9 protein-coding genes are annotated in these 17,157 nt (G+C 64.3%); 2 read left to right on the top strand and 7 right to left on the bottom strand.

Features of this window, described 5'->3' with window-relative positions:
* Positions 1–7 precede the first annotated feature (7 nt).
* The 4 genes from FJ977_RS13255 to FJ977_RS35785 form a co-directional block, all read right to left on the bottom strand.
* The gene (locus FJ977_RS13255) at positions 8–2,506 is read right to left on the bottom strand and encodes an EAL domain-containing protein (RefSeq protein ID WP_140772009.1); all 2,499 of its coding nucleotides are present in this window, start codon (positions 2,504–2,506) and stop codon (positions 8–10) included.
* A 387-nt stretch (positions 2,507–2,893) separates the two neighbouring features.
* The gene (locus FJ977_RS13250) at positions 2,894–3,370 is read right to left on the bottom strand and encodes an NUDIX hydrolase (protein WP_140772008.1); all 477 of its coding nucleotides are present in this window, start codon (positions 3,368–3,370) and stop codon (positions 2,894–2,896) included.
* A gap of 127 nt (positions 3,371–3,497) precedes the next feature.
* On the bottom strand, positions 3,498–3,881 hold the full coding sequence (locus FJ977_RS13245; protein ID WP_246683058.1) for a hypothetical protein: 384 nt from the start codon (positions 3,879–3,881) through the stop codon (positions 3,498–3,500).
* A 398-nt stretch (positions 3,882–4,279) separates the two neighbouring features.
* A complete protein-coding gene (locus FJ977_RS35785) occupies positions 4,280–4,597 on the bottom strand; it encodes a hypothetical protein (RefSeq protein ID WP_181179809.1) in 318 nt (105 codons plus the stop codon).
* A gap of 21 nt (positions 4,598–4,618) precedes the next feature.
* Between FJ977_RS35785 and FJ977_RS36665 the strand changes: the two genes are divergently transcribed.
* Positions 4,619–12,478 carry an autotransporter outer membrane beta-barrel domain-containing protein gene (locus FJ977_RS36665; protein ID WP_281406819.1) on the top strand — a complete coding sequence of 2,620 codons (7,860 nt, stop codon included), beginning with the start codon at positions 4,619–4,621 and terminating at the stop codon, positions 12,476–12,478.
* A 35-nt stretch (positions 12,479–12,513) separates the two neighbouring features.
* A complete protein-coding gene (locus FJ977_RS13235; RefSeq protein ID WP_140772005.1) occupies positions 12,514–13,092 on the top strand; it encodes an invasion associated locus B family protein in 579 nt (192 codons plus the stop codon).
* A 63-nt stretch (positions 13,093–13,155) separates the two neighbouring features.
* On the opposite strand, the gene coaBC is transcribed toward FJ977_RS13235, so the two are convergent.
* The 3 genes from coaBC to ubiE form a co-directional block, all read right to left on the bottom strand.
* The gene (coaBC, locus tag FJ977_RS13230) at positions 13,156–14,628 is read right to left on the bottom strand and encodes a bifunctional phosphopantothenoylcysteine decarboxylase/phosphopantothenate--cysteine ligase CoaBC (RefSeq protein WP_210243837.1); all 1,473 of its coding nucleotides are present in this window, start codon (positions 14,626–14,628) and stop codon (positions 13,156–13,158) included.
* Positions 14,629–14,718: 90 nt separating this feature from the next.
* Positions 14,719–16,293 carry a 2-polyprenylphenol 6-hydroxylase gene (ubiB, locus tag FJ977_RS13225; RefSeq protein WP_140772003.1) on the bottom strand — a complete coding sequence of 525 codons (1,575 nt, stop codon included), beginning with the start codon at positions 16,291–16,293 and terminating at the stop codon, positions 14,719–14,721.
* Between the two features lie 67 nt (positions 16,294–16,360).
* Positions 16,361–17,137 carry a bifunctional demethylmenaquinone methyltransferase/2-methoxy-6-polyprenyl-1,4-benzoquinol methylase UbiE gene (gene ubiE / locus FJ977_RS13220; protein WP_056577729.1) on the bottom strand — a complete coding sequence of 259 codons (777 nt, stop codon included), beginning with the start codon at positions 17,135–17,137 and terminating at the stop codon, positions 16,361–16,363.
* Positions 17,138–17,157 lie beyond the last annotated feature (20 nt).

Raw genomic sequence — 17,157 nt, 5'->3', positions numbered from 1 at the left:
GGGGCCTCTACCCCGCCTTGCGGCGAAGTTTCCGCGCAAGGTCGGCCCATGGGTCGGCGCTCTGCGCGGCCGGTGTGAAGCTCCGGCCCAGCAGCACCGTCGAGGCATCGAACGGTGTTGGCCTGGCGATCCCATAGCCCTGGGCATAGTCGACGCCGATGGTCTTCAGAGCGGCGGCGATGTCGTCGCTCTCGACGAACTCGGCGATGGTACGCTTGCCCATGACCTTGCCGATGTGGTGGATCATCTCGACCATGGCGCGGTCGATGCGGTCGTCAAGCATGTCCTTGACGAAGCTGCCGTCGATCTTGAGGTAGTCGACGGGCAGGTGCTTCAGATAGGCGAAGGATGACATGCCGGAGCCGAAATCGTCGAGCGCGAAGCGGCAGCCCAGGCCGCGCAGATCGGCAATGAAACGCATGGCGTTGGTGAGATTGGCGATAGCGCTGGTTTCGGTGATCTCCAGGCAGATCATGGCAGGCGAAATGCCATGGACGAGAAATTGCTCGCGCAGGAAGCCGAGAAACGTCTCGTCGCCGAAAGTCGCTCCGGAAAGATTGATGGCGCATGTGGCGATCGGCGGCGTGCGCGGATCGGCCTGCCGGGTGGCCAGGATGCGGAAGGTGTTGCGCACCACCCAGCGGTCGATCGACGGCATCAGGCCATAGCGCTCGGCAGCGGGAATGAAGCTCTGCGGGGTGACGAAGCTGCCGTCTTCGTCGGTCAGCCGCAGCAGGATCTCGATATGCGCTCCCGCCTCGACGACGTCGTCGTTGAGCGGCCAGATTTCCTGGGCGTGAAGCCTGAAGCGGTTTTGCTCCAGCGCGGCGTGCAGTCGCTGTACCCAGGCCATCTCGCCGAAGCGCTCGCGCAAGGCCATGTCGCCATCGCTGTGGATCTGGACGCGGTTGCGGCCCTTTTCCTTGGCCATGTAGCAGGCGACGTCGGCGGCCCGCAGCGTCTCTTCGATCGTCACCTGCGCGTTGGCGATCTCCACCATGCCGATACTGACGCTGGTGTTGAAGGATCTTCCGTCCCAGGCGAAATGCAGATCCTGCACCGCCGTGCGCAGCCTTTCGGCGATGTCGGCTGCGTTGGTGGCATCGCAATCAACCAGCAGCACGCCGAACTCGTCGCCGCCCAGCCGGGCGAGTACGTCGCCGGACCGCAATTCGCGGGTCAGCAATGAGGAAATCTGGCGCAGCAACTGGTCACCCGCGGCGTGGCCGCACGTATCGTTGACCAGCTTGAACTGATCGAGATCGAGATACATCAAGGCGTGCTGACGGGGCTTGCCTTGCAGTTCGACGATCGTCCTTTCCAGCCGGCTTTCGAAATCGCGCCGGTTGGCGAGCCCGGTCAACGCGTCATGCGAAGCCTGCCATGAAAGCCGCTCGATGTAGTCCTCTTCGCGCGTCATGTCGTGGAAGGCGAGCACCGCGCCGACGATTTCACCGGAGACGATCAGCGGCGCGCCGGTCAGCGCGACGGGAACAACAGAGCCGTCCAGCCGCTGCAGCAATTGCGGACGGGCGCTGGAACGGCGTGGTTCGCCGGCCAGGAGACGCTCGACCAGCTGCGAATCCTCGACGCTGGTATCCTTGTCGACGAGGCGAAACAGCGATGCGACCGGTTTTCCCCTGGCAATGCCGAGCGGGCAGGCCAGCAGTTTCTCGGCCACCGCGTTCATGTAGTCCAGCCGCCCGTCACGGCCGGTGCTGATGACGGCCTGGCCGATCGAAGCCAGCGTAACCTGGGCGCGCTCGCGCTCGGCATTGAGCGCCAGCTGGAAGGCCTGGCGCTGTGCCAGAAGCTTGCGGGTGCGCCACACGGCCAGCAGGATCAGCAGGGCGGCGGTCACGAGATTGGCAAAGGTGAGCAGCATCCGGATGAAGCGCGATCCCTCGCCCAGACTGTCCGAGAAGGCCTTGGACAATGGGGTGACCTGGCGATCGAGCCGATGGATTTCCGCTTTCCAGGCGCTGATCTCGGCTGCCGACGCCGGCCCCTTGCCCAGCATCGCATGCATGGTGTCGCCGAGCCGCTGGATGGCGAGGATCATCGTGTCGGCCGCCGCCCAGTGCCGAATAGCGGTATCGAGATAGCTGAACTTCCGGAAATTCTGGAACAGCCAGATCAGCCCGGTGACGTCGTCCGGGTGGTTTCTGCCTTGCAGAAAGCCTGCGCGCGCTGCCTCTGTATCGGGCTCGGGCTGCTCGAGCGCCAAGCGCGCCGAGCGATCGGCCAGCGGAACGGCGATCGCCTCGCGATACTCGGTGAAGAACTCCTCATTGCCGGTGTCCGCATACAGGCTGAGGAAATAGATGGCGTGCTTTTGCCCCTTGGACCACTGGCTCTCCCCGCCGACATAGGCGCGAACCGCCGAAAGCGTGTACAGGCTGAGGCTGGCGACCAGCGCCTGGATGAGCACGACGGCGATGAACGGCCAGACGAGCCCGAGAAGACGGGGGCTGGCATCCATCGATGACGGCGTCTTCGAATTCACGGACGTGCCATGATCCTGTCAGCGTGTCTGTCCGACTGTTTCACCTGTCGGTTGAGACGATTTTCTTCCCCTCATGTCGCGCAAATGGCGACAACAACCGGGTATCACGGGGGACTTAACAGCAAATAAATAGTTCCGTTCCTATAAAGCCATTTCTAGATTTGGGCGGCTGAATATTACGCAACGTCAAGTGACTGCTTCAAGTTGAATCAGTTTGTATTCGAAGCTTATCGATCCTTTTCGGGCCCGTAACCGAGCGGGTCAGGGCTGCGCCTCCGCCGAATGAGGCTGGCGAGTGACGCTCAGAGTTTCTTGCCTCGACGCAATTCCCAGGGGAAAACGCCATGCGCTTTTCCCTGGAAAACCGTTCCAGGCTTCTCGAATTGCTTACGCTTGGCCCGGCGGCATGGGTTCGGGAAGCTTCAGGGTCTTCACCAGCGTCGACAGATCGGGTTCGTCGATGAGCATCGCCGCGTCGGCCGGCGCCAGCCAGGCGCGCTGGCGGCGTTTGGCCTCCTGCCAGTCAGCAAGCTCTTCGGTCACTTCAAGCAGATAGACGATGACGTCGACGCGGACGAAGCGGTTGGCCAACCGTTTCCAGTAGGAATAGGTGCCGGCCGGCTCCCTCAGCGCCTTGCCGAGCACGCCGGCTTCCTCCTGCGCCTCTATGGTGGCTGCCTTGCGTCCACTCTTGCCTTTCATAGGCCAACCCTTGGGAACGATGAAGCGTCTCGTCGTTCTCGAAGTGACCAGCATGACTTCGAAATCACCGGTTGCGGTCAACCGAAAGGGGATCGCCGCGACCTGGCGGATTCGCTCGCCTTTCTTGGCCTTGCGCACGGCCTTTTTCTTGGTGGCTGCCATTCGTAAAAATCCAGTCGGTGCAGTGCCCCATAGCGTGATACGGCGCCTTTGCAAAACCCAAACTGCCGCAGGGGTACCCGAACGCCCCTATCATGTAAGTCGGCTAAATAAAAGGGTAGTCGGCCTGTCAGCGGCAGGTGCTCACGGCGGTGCTGCCGATTATCTGGGTCTGGCAGCTCGGCCTGACCTGCGGCACCACCGGCTGCGGCTGCTGGACGATCACGCGATCCTGGGCACGATATTGCTGTTGCTGCTGCTGAAATTGCTGCCGCTGAATCCTGTTTTGCAAGGTCTGCAGGTCATTCTGCTGGATCAGCGCGTTACTTTTGGCAGCGGGATTGAGCACCTGCGCGGAAGCGGGCAGGGCAAGGCCCGCCATGACCACCGCGACCAGCGAAGCCGATGCCACAATCAACGGTGGTCTACGCGCGGACATGCGCCCATTCTGCGAAAAGATCTTGTTCATTCCCAATATATAGGGCGGCCTGTCGGCGATGCCATGGCCATACATGGATCTCCCATAAATCAATCATACCGTCATCCGGTCCGTGACCGCAGATTGCCGTCATATGACGACTATGAAAGGCCGAAGGCTTTGGTCAGTGTCCCTTACGTAAGTTCTCGATCTCATCTGGCACAAGTTAACATGGTCTAATTGAGCCAGAACTCCACAAGTGGGAATGCGGATACGCCGGCCTCGCTGCATCGAACCTTATTGCAGGATGCCGGCATATTGCGTGGGCTGACCATGGCGGGGGCACCAAACTCAAGGAGGGATTGAGAGCGCCTGCCTAAAGGGGGAAGTGCATGGCTTTGTTTTCAAAGCGTACTGTTGCGCGCTGGCCTTGTGGCTTGGCTGGCGGAGACCCAAACAAGTCGGGTCAGACCCGCCAGGTCCCGCAAGAGGGGTTATCCGGGCAGGTGGGCAAGCATCCTGCCGTTCTTCAAAGACGACTTGCCCTTCTGCTCGGCGCGACGGCGCTCGTCGGGCTCGTTTCGCTTCACGCTCAGTCCCCGGCCGATGCGCAACAATTGTCCATCAATACGGATGGGGCGCGGGGCGATGATGGTGACGACGGGATCGGTAGTGCCGACGCCGAGGGCGGCAAGTCGCCGACCGCGCCGGCCATGGGTACGAATAGTGTTGGCCGCACGACCTCTGGCGAGGCCGCGTTCGTGGGCAGCGCCCGGGGTGGGCGCGGCGGAGATGGCGGCTCGGCTGTCCATGCAACTGCCGTCCCGCCTTTTGTGGAGATCAAGGGCGGTAAAGGCGGCGACGGCGCGAAGGGCGGAACGGTCGATATAACAAACAATGCATCTGGAGCCCTTGAGACATCAGGAGACAATGCTCCCGGCATATCGGGTGACGCCAGCGGTGGCGATGGCGGTAACGGTGCATGGGCATTCGCCGTCGCGGTCGGCGGCAAGGGCGGTGTCGGCGGGCGAGGTGGCGATGGCGGAACGGCGACCGTCACCACCACGACCGAAAGCAACATCATCACGCATGGCAACAATTCGAACGGCATCACCGTCAATTCCAGCGGTGGGCGCGGTGGCAATGGCGGTTTGGGTGGTGCGATCGGTGCCGGCAAGGGCGGCGATGGCGGCAACGGTGGCAATGGCGGGGACGCAAAAGGCGATAATGCCGGCTCCATTTCCACGGATGGGACTTTCTCGAAGGGCATGCTTGTGCGTTCGGCGGGCGGTGTCGCCGGTGATGGCGCAAGTGGTTTCGGTATCGTCGGCGAGGGCGGCAACGGCGGTGTGCCGACAATCGGCGGCGATGCCGAGGGGATAAATTCTGGGACCATTACCACCCGGGGAGATTTTGCCAGCGGCATGGTCGTGCAGTCGGTTGGCGGCGGCGGCGGCGATGGCGGCGGCGGCCTCGGTCTGTTCGGCGGGGGTGGCGCGGGTACGGATGGCAATGACGGCCGGACGGCAACGGGTACCAATACCGGCAACATCACCACCAGCGGCCTAGGCGCCATTGGCATGCTGGTCGAGTCGGTTGGTGGCGGCGGCGGCGATGGCGGCGGCGCATTCGGTCTCGTTTCGATCGGTGGCAAGGCAAGTGGCGGCGGCCAGGGCGGTACGGCCACCGGCAATATTGGCGGCGTCATCAAGACCGGCGTCGATGGAAACGGCGGCGATGGCGCGCATGGCATCCTGATCCAGTCGGTTGGCGGCGGCGGCGGCAATGGCGGTTATGCCATCGGCGTAGCCCCCGCGATCTCGGTCGCCATCGGTGGCGGTGGCGGCACTGGCGGCAAGGGTGGCGTGGTCAACGTCAACCAAGCCGGCGCCGGTGTGACCGTTGAAACGAACGGCCGTTCCGCGAGCGGCATCATCGCACAGTCGGTTGGCGGCGGCGGCGGCAATGGCGGCGGCGCCGTTGCCATCGGCGGTTTGGTGGGCGTGTCGGTAGGCGGCTCGGGCAATGCCGCCGGTGACGGCGACAGCGTGAACTATAAAGTTGCGAACGCCAAGGTCACCACGCTCGGGGACGATTCCATTGGCGTGCTCGTGCAGTCGGTCGGCGGTGGCGGCGGCAATGGCGGTTTTGCGCTTTCCGGCTCTACAGCCGCGGCAGTGAGTGTCGGCGGCAGTGGCGGCGCTGCAGGCAAGGGCGGCGTCGTCGACGCGACGGTCGGCGGCAGCGTCAACACGTCCGGTGATCGCGCGACAGGCATCGTCGCCCAATCGATCGGCGGCGGCGGCGGCAATGGCGGCTTTTCCGGCGCTGCCAGCTTCGGCGCCAGTGTGGGGATCGGCGGCAACGGTGCAGGCGGCGGCGATGCCGATACCGTCACGCTGCGCACGGCCGAGGGCGCGATGCAATCGATCATCACGGACGGCGCGGATTCGGCTGGCCTGATCGTACAGTCGGTCGGCGGCGGTGGCGGCAATGGCGGCTTTGCCGGCACGTTGTCGGCGATTGCCGGCTTCGGCATGGGCGGAAAAGGTGGCGCTGCCGGCAAGGGGGTGGCGACGGAAGCCACTTATAACGGTTCGGTCGAGACTTTTCGCGAGAGGTCAGCCGGTATCATCGTGCAGTCGATCGGCGGCGGTGGCGGTAATGGCGGCGGCCAGTTCGGCCTGAGCGTCAATGCAAGCGTAGGCATCGGTGGTTCAGGTGCCGGGGGCGGCGAAGCCGGGACGGCAAAATTCTTCTCGACGACAGCACTCAATGTCACGACCCATCAGTCGGATTCGGCTGGCGTCATCGTGCAGTCGGTGGGCGGCGGCGGCGGCAATGGCGGCTTTTCGTTGAATGGCGCAGGTTTGGTGGCTGCAGTCAGCATTGGCGGCAAGGCCGGCACGGCCAGCGATGCCAAGGCGGTGACGGTCGGCATCCATTCAGGATTGATTCACACCTTGGGCGACCGCTCCACCGGCATCATCGCCCAGTCGATCGGTGGCGGTGGCGGCAATGGCGGCGGCACGGCCTCGGCCGGCCTCGGTGCCAACGTCACCATTGGTGGCAAGGGCGGCGGCGGCGGTGCGGGCTGGACCGTCGATGTCACCAATGGCGCGACAGTTCACACCGAAGGTGTCCAGTCTCACGGCATCCTGGCGCAATCGATCGGTGGCGGCGGCGGTTCAGGCGGCTTTGCCGTCTCGATTGGCGGGCCGTCCTTCTCGCTTGGCGGCGATGGCGCGTCGGGCGGTGGAAGCAAGAAGGTCTATGTCGAAAACACAGGCCAGATCAACACAGACAGGGATATGTCGATCGGCATCTTCGCGCAGTCGGTCGGCGGCTCGGGCGGTGATGGCGGGTTCGCGATGGCGGCCGGCGCCTTTGCCGCGGTAGGCATCGGGGGTAAAGGCGGGGCCGGCGGTGCCGCAGGCGAGGCAGAGGTCAAGAACACCACCAACATCACGACGAAGGGGTCTCTCTCTCACGGTATCCTGGCTCAGTCGGTCGGCGGCGGTGGCGGCAACGGCGGATCTGTCGGAACGTTTGCGGTCGGTGTGTTCGGCGCTGCTTCCGTGGCGATCGGCGGCGGTGGCGGCGATGGCAATCTCAGCAACCAGGTCACGGTTACCCACAAAGGTGACATCCATGTCGGCGGCATGGGCTCGAAGGCCATCCTCGCGCAATCGGTAGGCGGCAGTGGCGGCAATGGCGGCTCGGCCTATTCAGGCGCGGTCAGCGCCGGTCTCTACGTGTCCGCCTCGGTCGGGGTTGCCGTGGGCGGCGAGGGCGGCAACGGAGGCAATGGCGGCAAGGTAACGGTTCGGGCCGATGGCAACCTGATTGCCGACACGGACGCAGCCGGTTCCGGCGGCATCGTCGCCCAGTCGATTGGCGGCGGCGGCGGTAATGGCGGCCGCGCCGCTACGATTTCGGGTGCAGCCAGCACCGGGGTCAGCGTTTCACTCGGTGTCACGGTTGGCGGCTGGGGTGGTGATGGTGGCAAGAGCGACCGCGTCATCGTCGACAGCGGCATGAATGGCGGCGGCAGCATCGTTACCAAAGGCGCCAACGCGATCGGCATCCTCGCACAATCGGTGGCGGGCAGCGGCGGCAATGGCGGCGATTCCTGGGGAGCCGCGGGCGGCTTCGGGGTCAATGCCAGTATCAATGCGACGGTCACCATCGGCGGCGGCGGTGGCAAGGGCAACATCAGTGGCGATGTGTCTGTTCACAACGCCATGACGATCAAAACGGGCGGCGACATGAGCGCCGCGATCGTTGCCCAGTCGATTGGCGGCGGCGGCGGCAATGGCGGGGCGACCAATGGCGCGACGGCCGATCTCGGCACGGAAAATGGCGTCAACGTCGCGGCCAATGTTGCTGTCGGTGGCGCGGGTGGCACAGGCAACAAATCCGGTGCCGTGGATGTCACGAACTCCGCCAATCTGACCACCGACGGCGATTATTCGTCCGCCATTGTTGCCCAATCGATCGGCGGCGGCGGCGGCATGGGCGGTGCAACAAACACGCAGGCATTTCATGTCGGCGGCACCGCCGGCACCAGCGTTACCGCAAATGTCAGCATCGGCGGCAGTGGCGGCGAAGGCAACGATGCCGCCTGCGCCGCGGATACGGGCGGCAATGCCACTTGTTTCGACGGCAAGGTCGGTGTCGCGGTCGACAATTCGGGCGAGATCCGCACGAGCGGGTTCAACTCGGTCGGCATCCTCGCCATGTCGATCGGCGGCGGCGGCGGCGGTGGCGGCTCGGCTTCGACCAAAGAGGACATCGTCGGCAAAGGCGACGCCGGGGAAACCTCGGTTGGTATCGGCGCGGCGATCGCGCTCGGCGCCGGCGGCGCCGGCAACGGCGGCACGGTTTCGGTCACCAACCGCAATCTGATCATCACGGACGGCGCCGATTCCTATGGCATCAGCGCCAATTCGATCGGTGGTGGCGGCGGGGTCGGCGGATCGTCCAGCTCTGGCGTGCTCGGTACTTACGCTATCGGCGGCTCGCTCGGCGGCGCGGGCGGCAAGGGTGGCAATGGCAACCAGGTCGATGTCTCCAACATGGCCGGCGCAACGATATGGACCAAGCAGGAGCGTTCAATCGGCATCTTCGCACAGTCGGTCGGTGGCGGCGGCGGCGCAGGTGGTGCCGGCGAAAGCAAGGGCAAGAGCGATGGCGGTGAAGTCGCGGTAAACCTGTCGCTTGGCGGCGCGGGTGACGTCGGCGGCAATGGCGGCAAGGTCAATGTCGAAAACGGCGGCATCATTCAAACCGACAAGGCCAATTCCCACGGTATCCTGGCGCAGTCGATCGGCGGCTCCGGCGGCGTCGGCGGCGCGTCGGGCACGTCATCCAACGATTCGAAGATCGCCATCACGCTAAGCCTCGGTGGCGCCGGCGGTGCCGGCGGTAGCAGCGACAAGGTTCACGTCCAGAACTTGAAGAGCGGCTCGATCCTGACACAGGACGACAACTCGCACGGTATCTTCGCACAGTCGGTGGGCGGCGGCGGCGGCGCGGGCGGCGCGGGCTCGACGGAGACCGGCAAGGCCGAGACGGCAGTCACCATGTATATCGGCGGCCAAGGCGGCAGCGGCAGCACCGGCGGCGAGGTCGAGGTCAACAACTCCGGCAGGATTGAAACGCTGGGCTATATCTCGCACGGCATCTTTGCCCAGTCGGTCGGCGGCGGCGGCGGCGCTTCGGGTGCCGCGACCGGCGCATCGGAAGCGGACATGACAATCGGTGGCGGCGCCAGCATACCCAACGGAATTCCGATCCCGGTAATCGGCGGCCCCGACAACAAGGCCGATGGCGGCAAGGTCACCGTCACCAACGATGGCGAGATCATCACACACAAGGATGGCTCATACGGCATCTTCGCCCAGTCCATCGGCGGCGGCGGCGGTTATGGCGGAACGGTTTCGTCCGACTTCGCCGGGTCCGATTCCTTTGCCCTCAGCCTCGGCGGCAAGGGTGGCAATGGCGGTGATGGCGGCGATGTCAGGGTTGAGGTTTCCGGCTCGATCGAAACCTTTGGCGACCGCGCGCATGGTGTCGTGGCGCAGTCGGTCGGGGGCGGCGGCGGTGTGGGCGGCGACGCAAAAGGCAAAACCTCGAACGCGCTCGGCATCGGCGGCCTTGGTGGCAACGGTGGCGATGGCGGCGATGTGACCGTGATCCGCACCGGTACAATCACCACGCATGGTGTCGATGCGGTCGCCATCATCGCGCAGTCGGTCGGCGGCGGCGGCGGCATCGGCGGCGCCGGCTTCGGGCGCTTCGGGGCCACGGCGGATGGCGGCAGCGGCATCGACAACAACACCATCGGGTTCAATACGTTTGCAGGTGCCAAGGGCAATGGCGGCACGGTGACCATCGAGCAAGATGGCGCGATCGTCACTGATGGCGAGCGGGCACATGGCATCGTGGCCCAGGCGGTCGGCGGCGGCGGCGGTCTGGCCGGCACGCTCTCCACCGGCGCCGCCGGATCCGGCGGTGGCATCGGCGACGCGGCGGCGGCGTCGGCAACGGCCATGAGCCAGGTCTGGGTGAAGGGTGCGAGTTCGTATGCGATGTTTGGACAGAGCGCGACCGGCGACGGTGATGCGCACGCGGTCGATCTGACCGCCGGAGACAGCCTGTTCGCGCAGGGCGCGGATTCTGTGGCCGTCTATGGTGAGAGCACGGCCAAGGGCGCAAAAGGCAACATCACCATAAGCCTGAACGGCCAATACACGATCGGTGGCGCCGGTACCGGCGTCGCGGCCATGCTCGTCGGCGGCGCGAACAACACGCTGACCAACCACAGCCTGCTCTATGCGATGGGAGCGACGCCGACATTCGAGATTCAGGCTTCGCAGTTCCAGGCGTTCCAGACGTTCCTGCTGGCGCCAGGTCCGGTGGTGCCGACGAATGCAATCCTGGAATCCCTGCTCGACGATTTCAGCCCGCTGGCCATCACCGGCACTTCGGGTGACGACCATGTCGACAATTCGCCGCTGGGCGACACGCTCGGACGCGTCATCGGCAACATCGATCTCGGCGGCGGCAACAACAGCTTCCACAATTTCGCCGATGCCTCGATGGTCGGGCTCAAGACCATCAATCTCGGCGGCGGGATGTACACCAATGACGGGTTGTATACCAACCAGGGCATCGGCGTGGTTGCGAAGGTCGGCGTCGGCGGCGGATTTACCCAGGACGGTTCCGGCCGTTTCGTTACCGACATCGACCTCAACAGCCAGACCACTGATGCTCTCGCGTTGACAGGAGCAGGCAAGTTCGATGGCACCGCGCCGCTCAACTTCCTGTCCATCGACAAGCTGTTTACCGCCTATACGATAGCCACGGGCTCTTCCATGGCGGGGAATTCGCAGATCGTGGCAACGATGCCCGTGGGCCATCCGGCGGCGGGCTTCAATTTCATATTCAAGGTCGAACACGGTACCGATCTGGTACTGACCACCGACAACCAGACCTTCCTGCAACTCGCGCACGATCCGCAGTCCGGCGTCAATGATCCGGGCGTGTACCAGATGGCGCAATATCTCGATGACGTCGAGGCGTCGTCCAGCCCGGACAATCCGATGGCGCGGCTGATCAATCTGGTGCGCTTCTTGCCAAGCAAAGCAGAGATTGGCGAGGCGTTGACCCGGCTTACGCCGCACTATGCCGTGCATACGTTCGACATGATCAATCGCGAAACCGACATGATGCTGGAGGCGGCGCGCGCGTGCACCGGCGTGCCAGCCTACAAGAACGCCGATGGCCGCTGCATCTGGGCGTCGATCAGCCCGCAAGCCGAGTACAGCCGCGATGCGGGTGCTGGAACCACAAGCCGTGATGACGTCTTGAAGACGATGTCGCTTGGCGGCATCGGCGAGGTCGGCCAGAACTGGTCTCTCGGTGCCACGATCGGGCGTACAGAGTTCGATTCCAAGATCGGGTTCAACGGACAATTGCTCTCACAGACCACCGGTGAAGCCTGGCAGGCTTACGCGCTGGCCAAATACGCCAACCATAACTATTTTGCCGACTTTGCGCTTGGCGGCGGAACTGGTTCGTTCAACGGCGAACGCGACACCCACATCGATCCGGCGTTCTTCATCCCCGGCGAGACTTTGGACGGGCACTATCTGGACGAGGAAATGCTGCCGGGCATCGGCAACAGCGTTACCTACACCCAGAAAACCGCCATGTTCGGCGGCTCGGCGCGGTTCGGCCTTACCCAGCAGATGGGTGCGTTCTACCTGCAGCCCACTCTGCAGTTCGACGCGCGCTGGCTGCGCGTTTCCGGAAAGGAAGAGGGCTCGGTCGCCGCCTTCAACTTCGACGGCAGTGCAAATACATACTATTCGGCGACACCCGCGCTCGAGATCGGCACCGACATCGCGCTCAGCGATATTGCCAGCCTTCGCCTCTACGGAAAGGCCGGGGTGGAGTTCTCCAACAAGGACTGGGAAATCGAAGGCGGTTTCGCGGCGGCGCAGAATCTGCCCGGCAACCCCGCATTGCACTTGACGGAAACGGTCGATTCGCCGCTCTATCGGGTTGGCGCCGGGCTTGAGCTGAATGGCGTCAATGGCGTCGGCATGTCCGTCAGGTACAACGGCGCCTTCGGCGAAATGGTGAAACAGAACGCAGTCAGCGCGTCTCTCAAGGTCAGCTTCTAGCTGGCCCGGGACCGAGCCGGGCGGGAGGGGTCTTGATGAGGAAATACGCGTATTTCGCGGCAGTGCTGAGTGCGGCCTGCATTGTCGGTCTGCCGGCCATGGCCGCGCAGACCAAGGGTGACAAGGTGGTGGCGAAGCCGCCCGCCGCCGATGCGCCGCAACTGCCGGGTGGTGCATCGGCCTTGTCCGAAACCCATGGCGACTGGACGGTCAATTGCCAGATATCGGGCACAGCCAAGGTCTGCAGCCTGTCGCATCAGCAGTTCAACAAGCAGAGCAACCAGCGGCTGCTGGCGATCGAGCTGTCGAGCAAGACCGGCGACGATGCGACCGGCACGCTCGCCCTGCCGTTTGGACTGGCGCTCGCCAAGGGTGTCACCCTGACAATCGACGACCAGAAGCTGGACGGCAGCCTGGCGTTCAACACCTGCCAGGTGGTCGGCTGCCTGGTGCCGGTGGCGTTCGACGCCAATATCACGCCGCTGCTCAAGAACGGCACCACGCTGAAGATCGACGCCTTCGCGGCCGATACCGGGCAAGCGGTGAGCTTTTCCATTCCGCTCAACGGCTTCAGCGGGGCGCTCGCCCGCACATCGGAACTCTTGTCAAACTGACGGCTCAGAGCGGTATCTGGTACGCGGCGTCCAACAGGCGCCGCGTATCTTATCCGTTGCGCGTCAAACGACTGTTGTTTTCAACCGCTCGGCGATGAGGGCGGCGAGGCGCTTCGCCACCTCGTCCTTGGTCATTTCAGGCCATTCCTCGACGCCGGCCTTCGACACGATCCGCACCCGGTTGCGATCGCCACCCATGACGCCGGAAGGGCCGATGCCGCTCTCGTGCGACACATCGTTGGCGACGATGAAATCGGCGCCTTTCTTCCTCAGCTTGGCCTCGGCGTTGCGCAGAAGATCCTGCGTCTCGGCGGCGAAGCCGACGACAAGGCCAGGCCGCTGGCTGTGATGACCGACGCCGGCAAGGATGTCTGGGTTCTCCACCATGCGCAGCACCGGGGGGCCTTCACCCGCCACCTTCTTGATTTTCTCGCCGGCTGAATTCTCGCTGCGCCAGTCGGCGACGGCGGCAACGAACACTGCGGCGTCGGCGGGCAAAAGCTGTTCGACCGCATCGCGCATCTCCTGCGCACGTTCGACATGAATGGTCTTCACGCCGGCTGGATCGGCAATGCTCACGGGACCGGAGACGAGGCGCACATCGGCGCCGAGTCTTGCCAATGCCGCGGCGATGGCGTGGCCCTGCTTGCCGGACGAACGGTTGGCGATATAGCGCACAGGGTCGATCGGCTCGTGTGTCGGGCCGGAGGTGACGATGATCTTGCGCCCCGCCAGCGGTTTTGGGCCGGCATCGAGCAGTGCCTCGACCGCGGCGACGATCTCCAGCGGTTCGGCCATGCGGCCTTCGCCGGCCTCATTGCTCTCGGCCATCTCGCCCTTGGCCGGGCCGACGAAGCTGACGCCGTCCTTGCCCAATGTCGCGCGATTGCGGCGTGTTGCGGCATGCGACCACATTTTCGGGTTCATCGCCGGCGCCATCAGCACCGGCTTGTCGGTGGCGATGAGCACGGTCGAGGCAAGATCGTTGGCATGGCCGTTGGCGAGCTTGGCCATCAGGTCCGCGGTGGCGGGCGCCACCACCAGCAGGTCGGCCTCACGCGACAGCCTGATATGGCCGACATCGTGTTCATCGTTGCGGTCGAACAGTTCGGTGAAGACATGGTCGGCCGAGAGCGCGCCGACAGAGAGCGTGGTGACGAATTCCTGTGCTGCCGCTGTCATCACCACCCGCACCGCCGCGCCGCGCTCGCGTAGCCGGCGGATCAGGTCGAGCGCCTTGTAGGCAGCAATGCCGCCGCCAATGATGAGCAGGATGCGCTTGCCGGACAAGGAACCACGCGGTGACGTCTTGCCGGAAGCCGCGATAGCCGCAGTCGCTTGATGGTCTGAACCTGCCAGCGCACGCAGCGTCTGCTCGATCTGCTCGATGCGGTCCGCCTGCCCTGATCGGCCCTCGACAGCGGCCCGGATCATCACCCGCGCCTGCTCTTCCATCGAACGGTCATTTTCCGCCGCCAATCGGCGCAGCAGTTCCTTGACCTCGTCATCAAGGTTGCGGATCGTGATGCTTGCCATCTGATTGCACTCTGCTCATCTATATCGATAGCAATGATAGCGATGCAATCAAATCGCCGCAAGTTGCGGACCAAGCCTCGACGGTCGGGCCTAAAGAATCTTCCAGGCGATATAGACTAGCGTCAGCGCGATCACCCACAGCGCCACCCGGCCGGAGCGGCTGTAGCGAGCTTCGGCCTTGCCGATGGCGCGTGCGGTGGTCTCATCGAAGCGCAGGCCGTGCTCGGCCATCAGGTCGATCTCGCGCGATAGCCGGTCGGTGCGCGCGGCAAGCTCGGGCGCCTGGCGGGCGAGCGTCAGTAGCGCCTTGGCGCCGTCGCGCGCGTCGACCATCATGCCGCGGGGGCCGAGATTTCCGGCGATCCAGCCGCCAACCACCGGTTCGGCCGTCTTCCACATGTTGAAGGCCGGGTCGAGCGTACGCGCCACGCCCTCGACCACCACCATGGTCTTCTGCAGCAGGATCAGTTCGGGCCGGGTCGCCATGTCGAAGAGTTCGGTCACCTCGAACAGAAGCGTCAGAAGCTTGGCCATCGAAATGGTCTCGGCCGGCTGGCCGTGGATTGGCTCGCCAATGGCACGGATGGCCTGCGCGAAAGCCGCGACATTGTGCTGGCGTGGCACGTAGCCGGCCTCGAAATGGACTTCCGCGACGCGCAGATAATCGCGCGTGATGAAGCCGTAGAGGATTTCGGCGAGGAAGCGGCGCTCCTTCTTGCCGAGGCGTCCCGCAATGCCGAGATCGACGGCGACGATCGTGCCGTTGGCCTCGACGAACAAATTGCCGGGATGCATGTCGGCGTGGAAGAAGCCGTCGCGCAAAGTGTGGCGCAGGAAGGACTGGATGAGGTTGGCGGCGATCGCCTTGAGGTCGTGGCCGGCGGCTTCGAGGCCTGCGATGTTGTTCATCTTGACGCCGTCGACCCATTCCATGGTCAGCACGTCGCGGCCGGTGCGTTCCCAGTCGACGGAGGGCACGCGAAAGCCGGGATCATCCTTCGTGTTCTCGCCAAGTTCGGAGAGTGCCGCCGCCTCGAGACGCAAATCCATCTCGATCTTGGTGGTCTGCGCCAGCGTCTCGGTGACCTCGACGGGCCGCAGCCGGCGTGAGGAGGGGATGTACTTCTCCTGCAGTCGGGCGGCGAGGAAATAGCTTTCGAGGTCCTGAAAGAAGCGGCGGCGCACGCCAGGCCGGATCACCTTCACCGCCACCTTGGTGGCAGTGCCGTCATGGATGGTTTCGGCGGTATGGACCTGGGCGATGGAAGCGGCGGCGACCGGGTCGCCGAATTCAGCGTAGAGATCGCCCACCTTGCGCCCGAGCGAGGCCTGGATCGCCGCCACCGCCTCGGCCTTCGGGAAGGTGTGCATCTTGTCCTGCAACATGGCGAGGTCGAGTGCCATGTCGTTGCCGACGACGTCGGGCCGTGTCGCCAGGAACTGGCCGAGCTTAACATAGGAGGGCCCGAGCCTGACCACGGCCTTGGCCAAGCGGTCGCTGCGCTCATAGTCCAGAGCGCGGCGGCGGGTGAACAGCCGCGCCAGCCGCCAGCCGAACTTCGGCAGGCCGGACAGTTCCTCGCCCGGCAAGGCGGCGATAACACCCTCGCGCACCAGCACCCAGCCGGCGCGTGCGAGCCTGAAACCAGCCCCGACGCTGCTCATGGCTGCACCTTGGCCGGTCCTTGCGACCGGCACGAGTTATACCGAGGATGGGAAATGCGGTGCAGCCTCAAAGCTTCCAGCCCGAATGCAGTGCCGCGATGCCGCCGGAATAGTTGCGGAAGGAAACGCGATCGAAACCGGCGCGGGAAATCATTGCCGCGAAGTTCTGCTGGTTGGGGAATTTCGCGATCGATTCAACCAGATAGGCATAGGGTTCGCCGTCTCCGGTGACCATCTTGCCGATCTTGGGGATGGCGTTGAACGACCAGGCTTCGTAGGCCTTGTCGAGCAGCGGCATCTCGACCTCAGAAAATTCGAGGCACAGGAACCGGCCCCCGGGCCTCAGCACGCGGAACGCTTCGCTCAGCGCGACATCGATGCGCGGCACGTTGCGGATGCCGAAAGCGATGGTGTAGGCGTCGAATGTGGCATCGGCGAAGGGCAATTCCTCGGCATTGGCCTCGACGAAATCGGTGTTGCCGGACAAGCCCTTTTTCTGTGCCCGGTCGCGGCCGACGGCGAGCATCGAGCCGTTGATGTCGAGCACGGTCGCATGCGCGTTGCCATGGCTGGCATCGACGATGCGGAAGGCGATGTCGCCGGTGCCGCCGGCCACATCCAGAACCTTCCAGCCGGCGCGCTTCGGTGGATTGAGCCAGGTGACCATGGCGTCCTTCCACAGCCGGTGCAGGCCGCCCGACATCAGATCGTTCATCAGGTCGTAGCGGTTGGCGACCTTGTGGAAAACATCGTTGACCAGGGACTGCTTCTCGCCTTCCCCCACACGCTTGAAACCATAGGAGGTTTCCATGCCGCCCGCGGCCGTGGTTCTCTCAACTGACATTTTTTTGATCCGTCATAAAA

Source organism: Mesorhizobium sp. B2-1-3A, assembly GCF_006442655.1.
GTDB lineage: Bacteria > Pseudomonadota > Alphaproteobacteria > Rhizobiales > Rhizobiaceae > Mesorhizobium.
The sequence above is the reverse complement of the archived record's forward strand: the minus strand, read 5'-3'. Positions and strand labels throughout refer to the sequence as shown.

Bases quoted from the DNA above. Each gene is read 5' to 3' on its own strand.
- FJ977_RS13250 (WP_140772008.1), bottom strand. From the start codon at position 3,370: ATGGCAGCCACCAAGAAAAAGGCCGTGCGCAAGGCCAAGAAAGGCGAG.
- FJ977_RS13245 (WP_246683058.1), bottom strand. From the start codon at position 3,881: ATGTATGGCCATGGCATCGCCGACAGGCCGCCCTATATATTGGGAATG.
- FJ977_RS35785 (WP_181179809.1), bottom strand. From the start codon at position 4,597: ATGGACAGCCGAGCCGCCATCTCCGCCGCGCCCACCCCGGGCGCTGCC.
- FJ977_RS13235 (WP_140772005.1), top strand. From the start codon at position 12,514: ATGAGGAAATACGCGTATTTCGCGGCAGTGCTGAGTGCGGCCTGCATT.
- coaBC (WP_210243837.1), bottom strand. From the start codon at position 14,628: ATGGCAAGCATCACGATCCGCAACCTTGATGACGAGGTCAAGGAACTG.
- ubiB (WP_140772003.1), bottom strand. From the start codon at position 16,293: ATGAGCAGCGTCGGGGCTGGTTTCAGGCTCGCACGCGCCGGCTGGGTG.
- ubiE (WP_056577729.1), bottom strand. From the start codon at position 17,137: ATGTCAGTTGAGAGAACCACGGCCGCGGGCGGCATGGAAACCTCCTAT.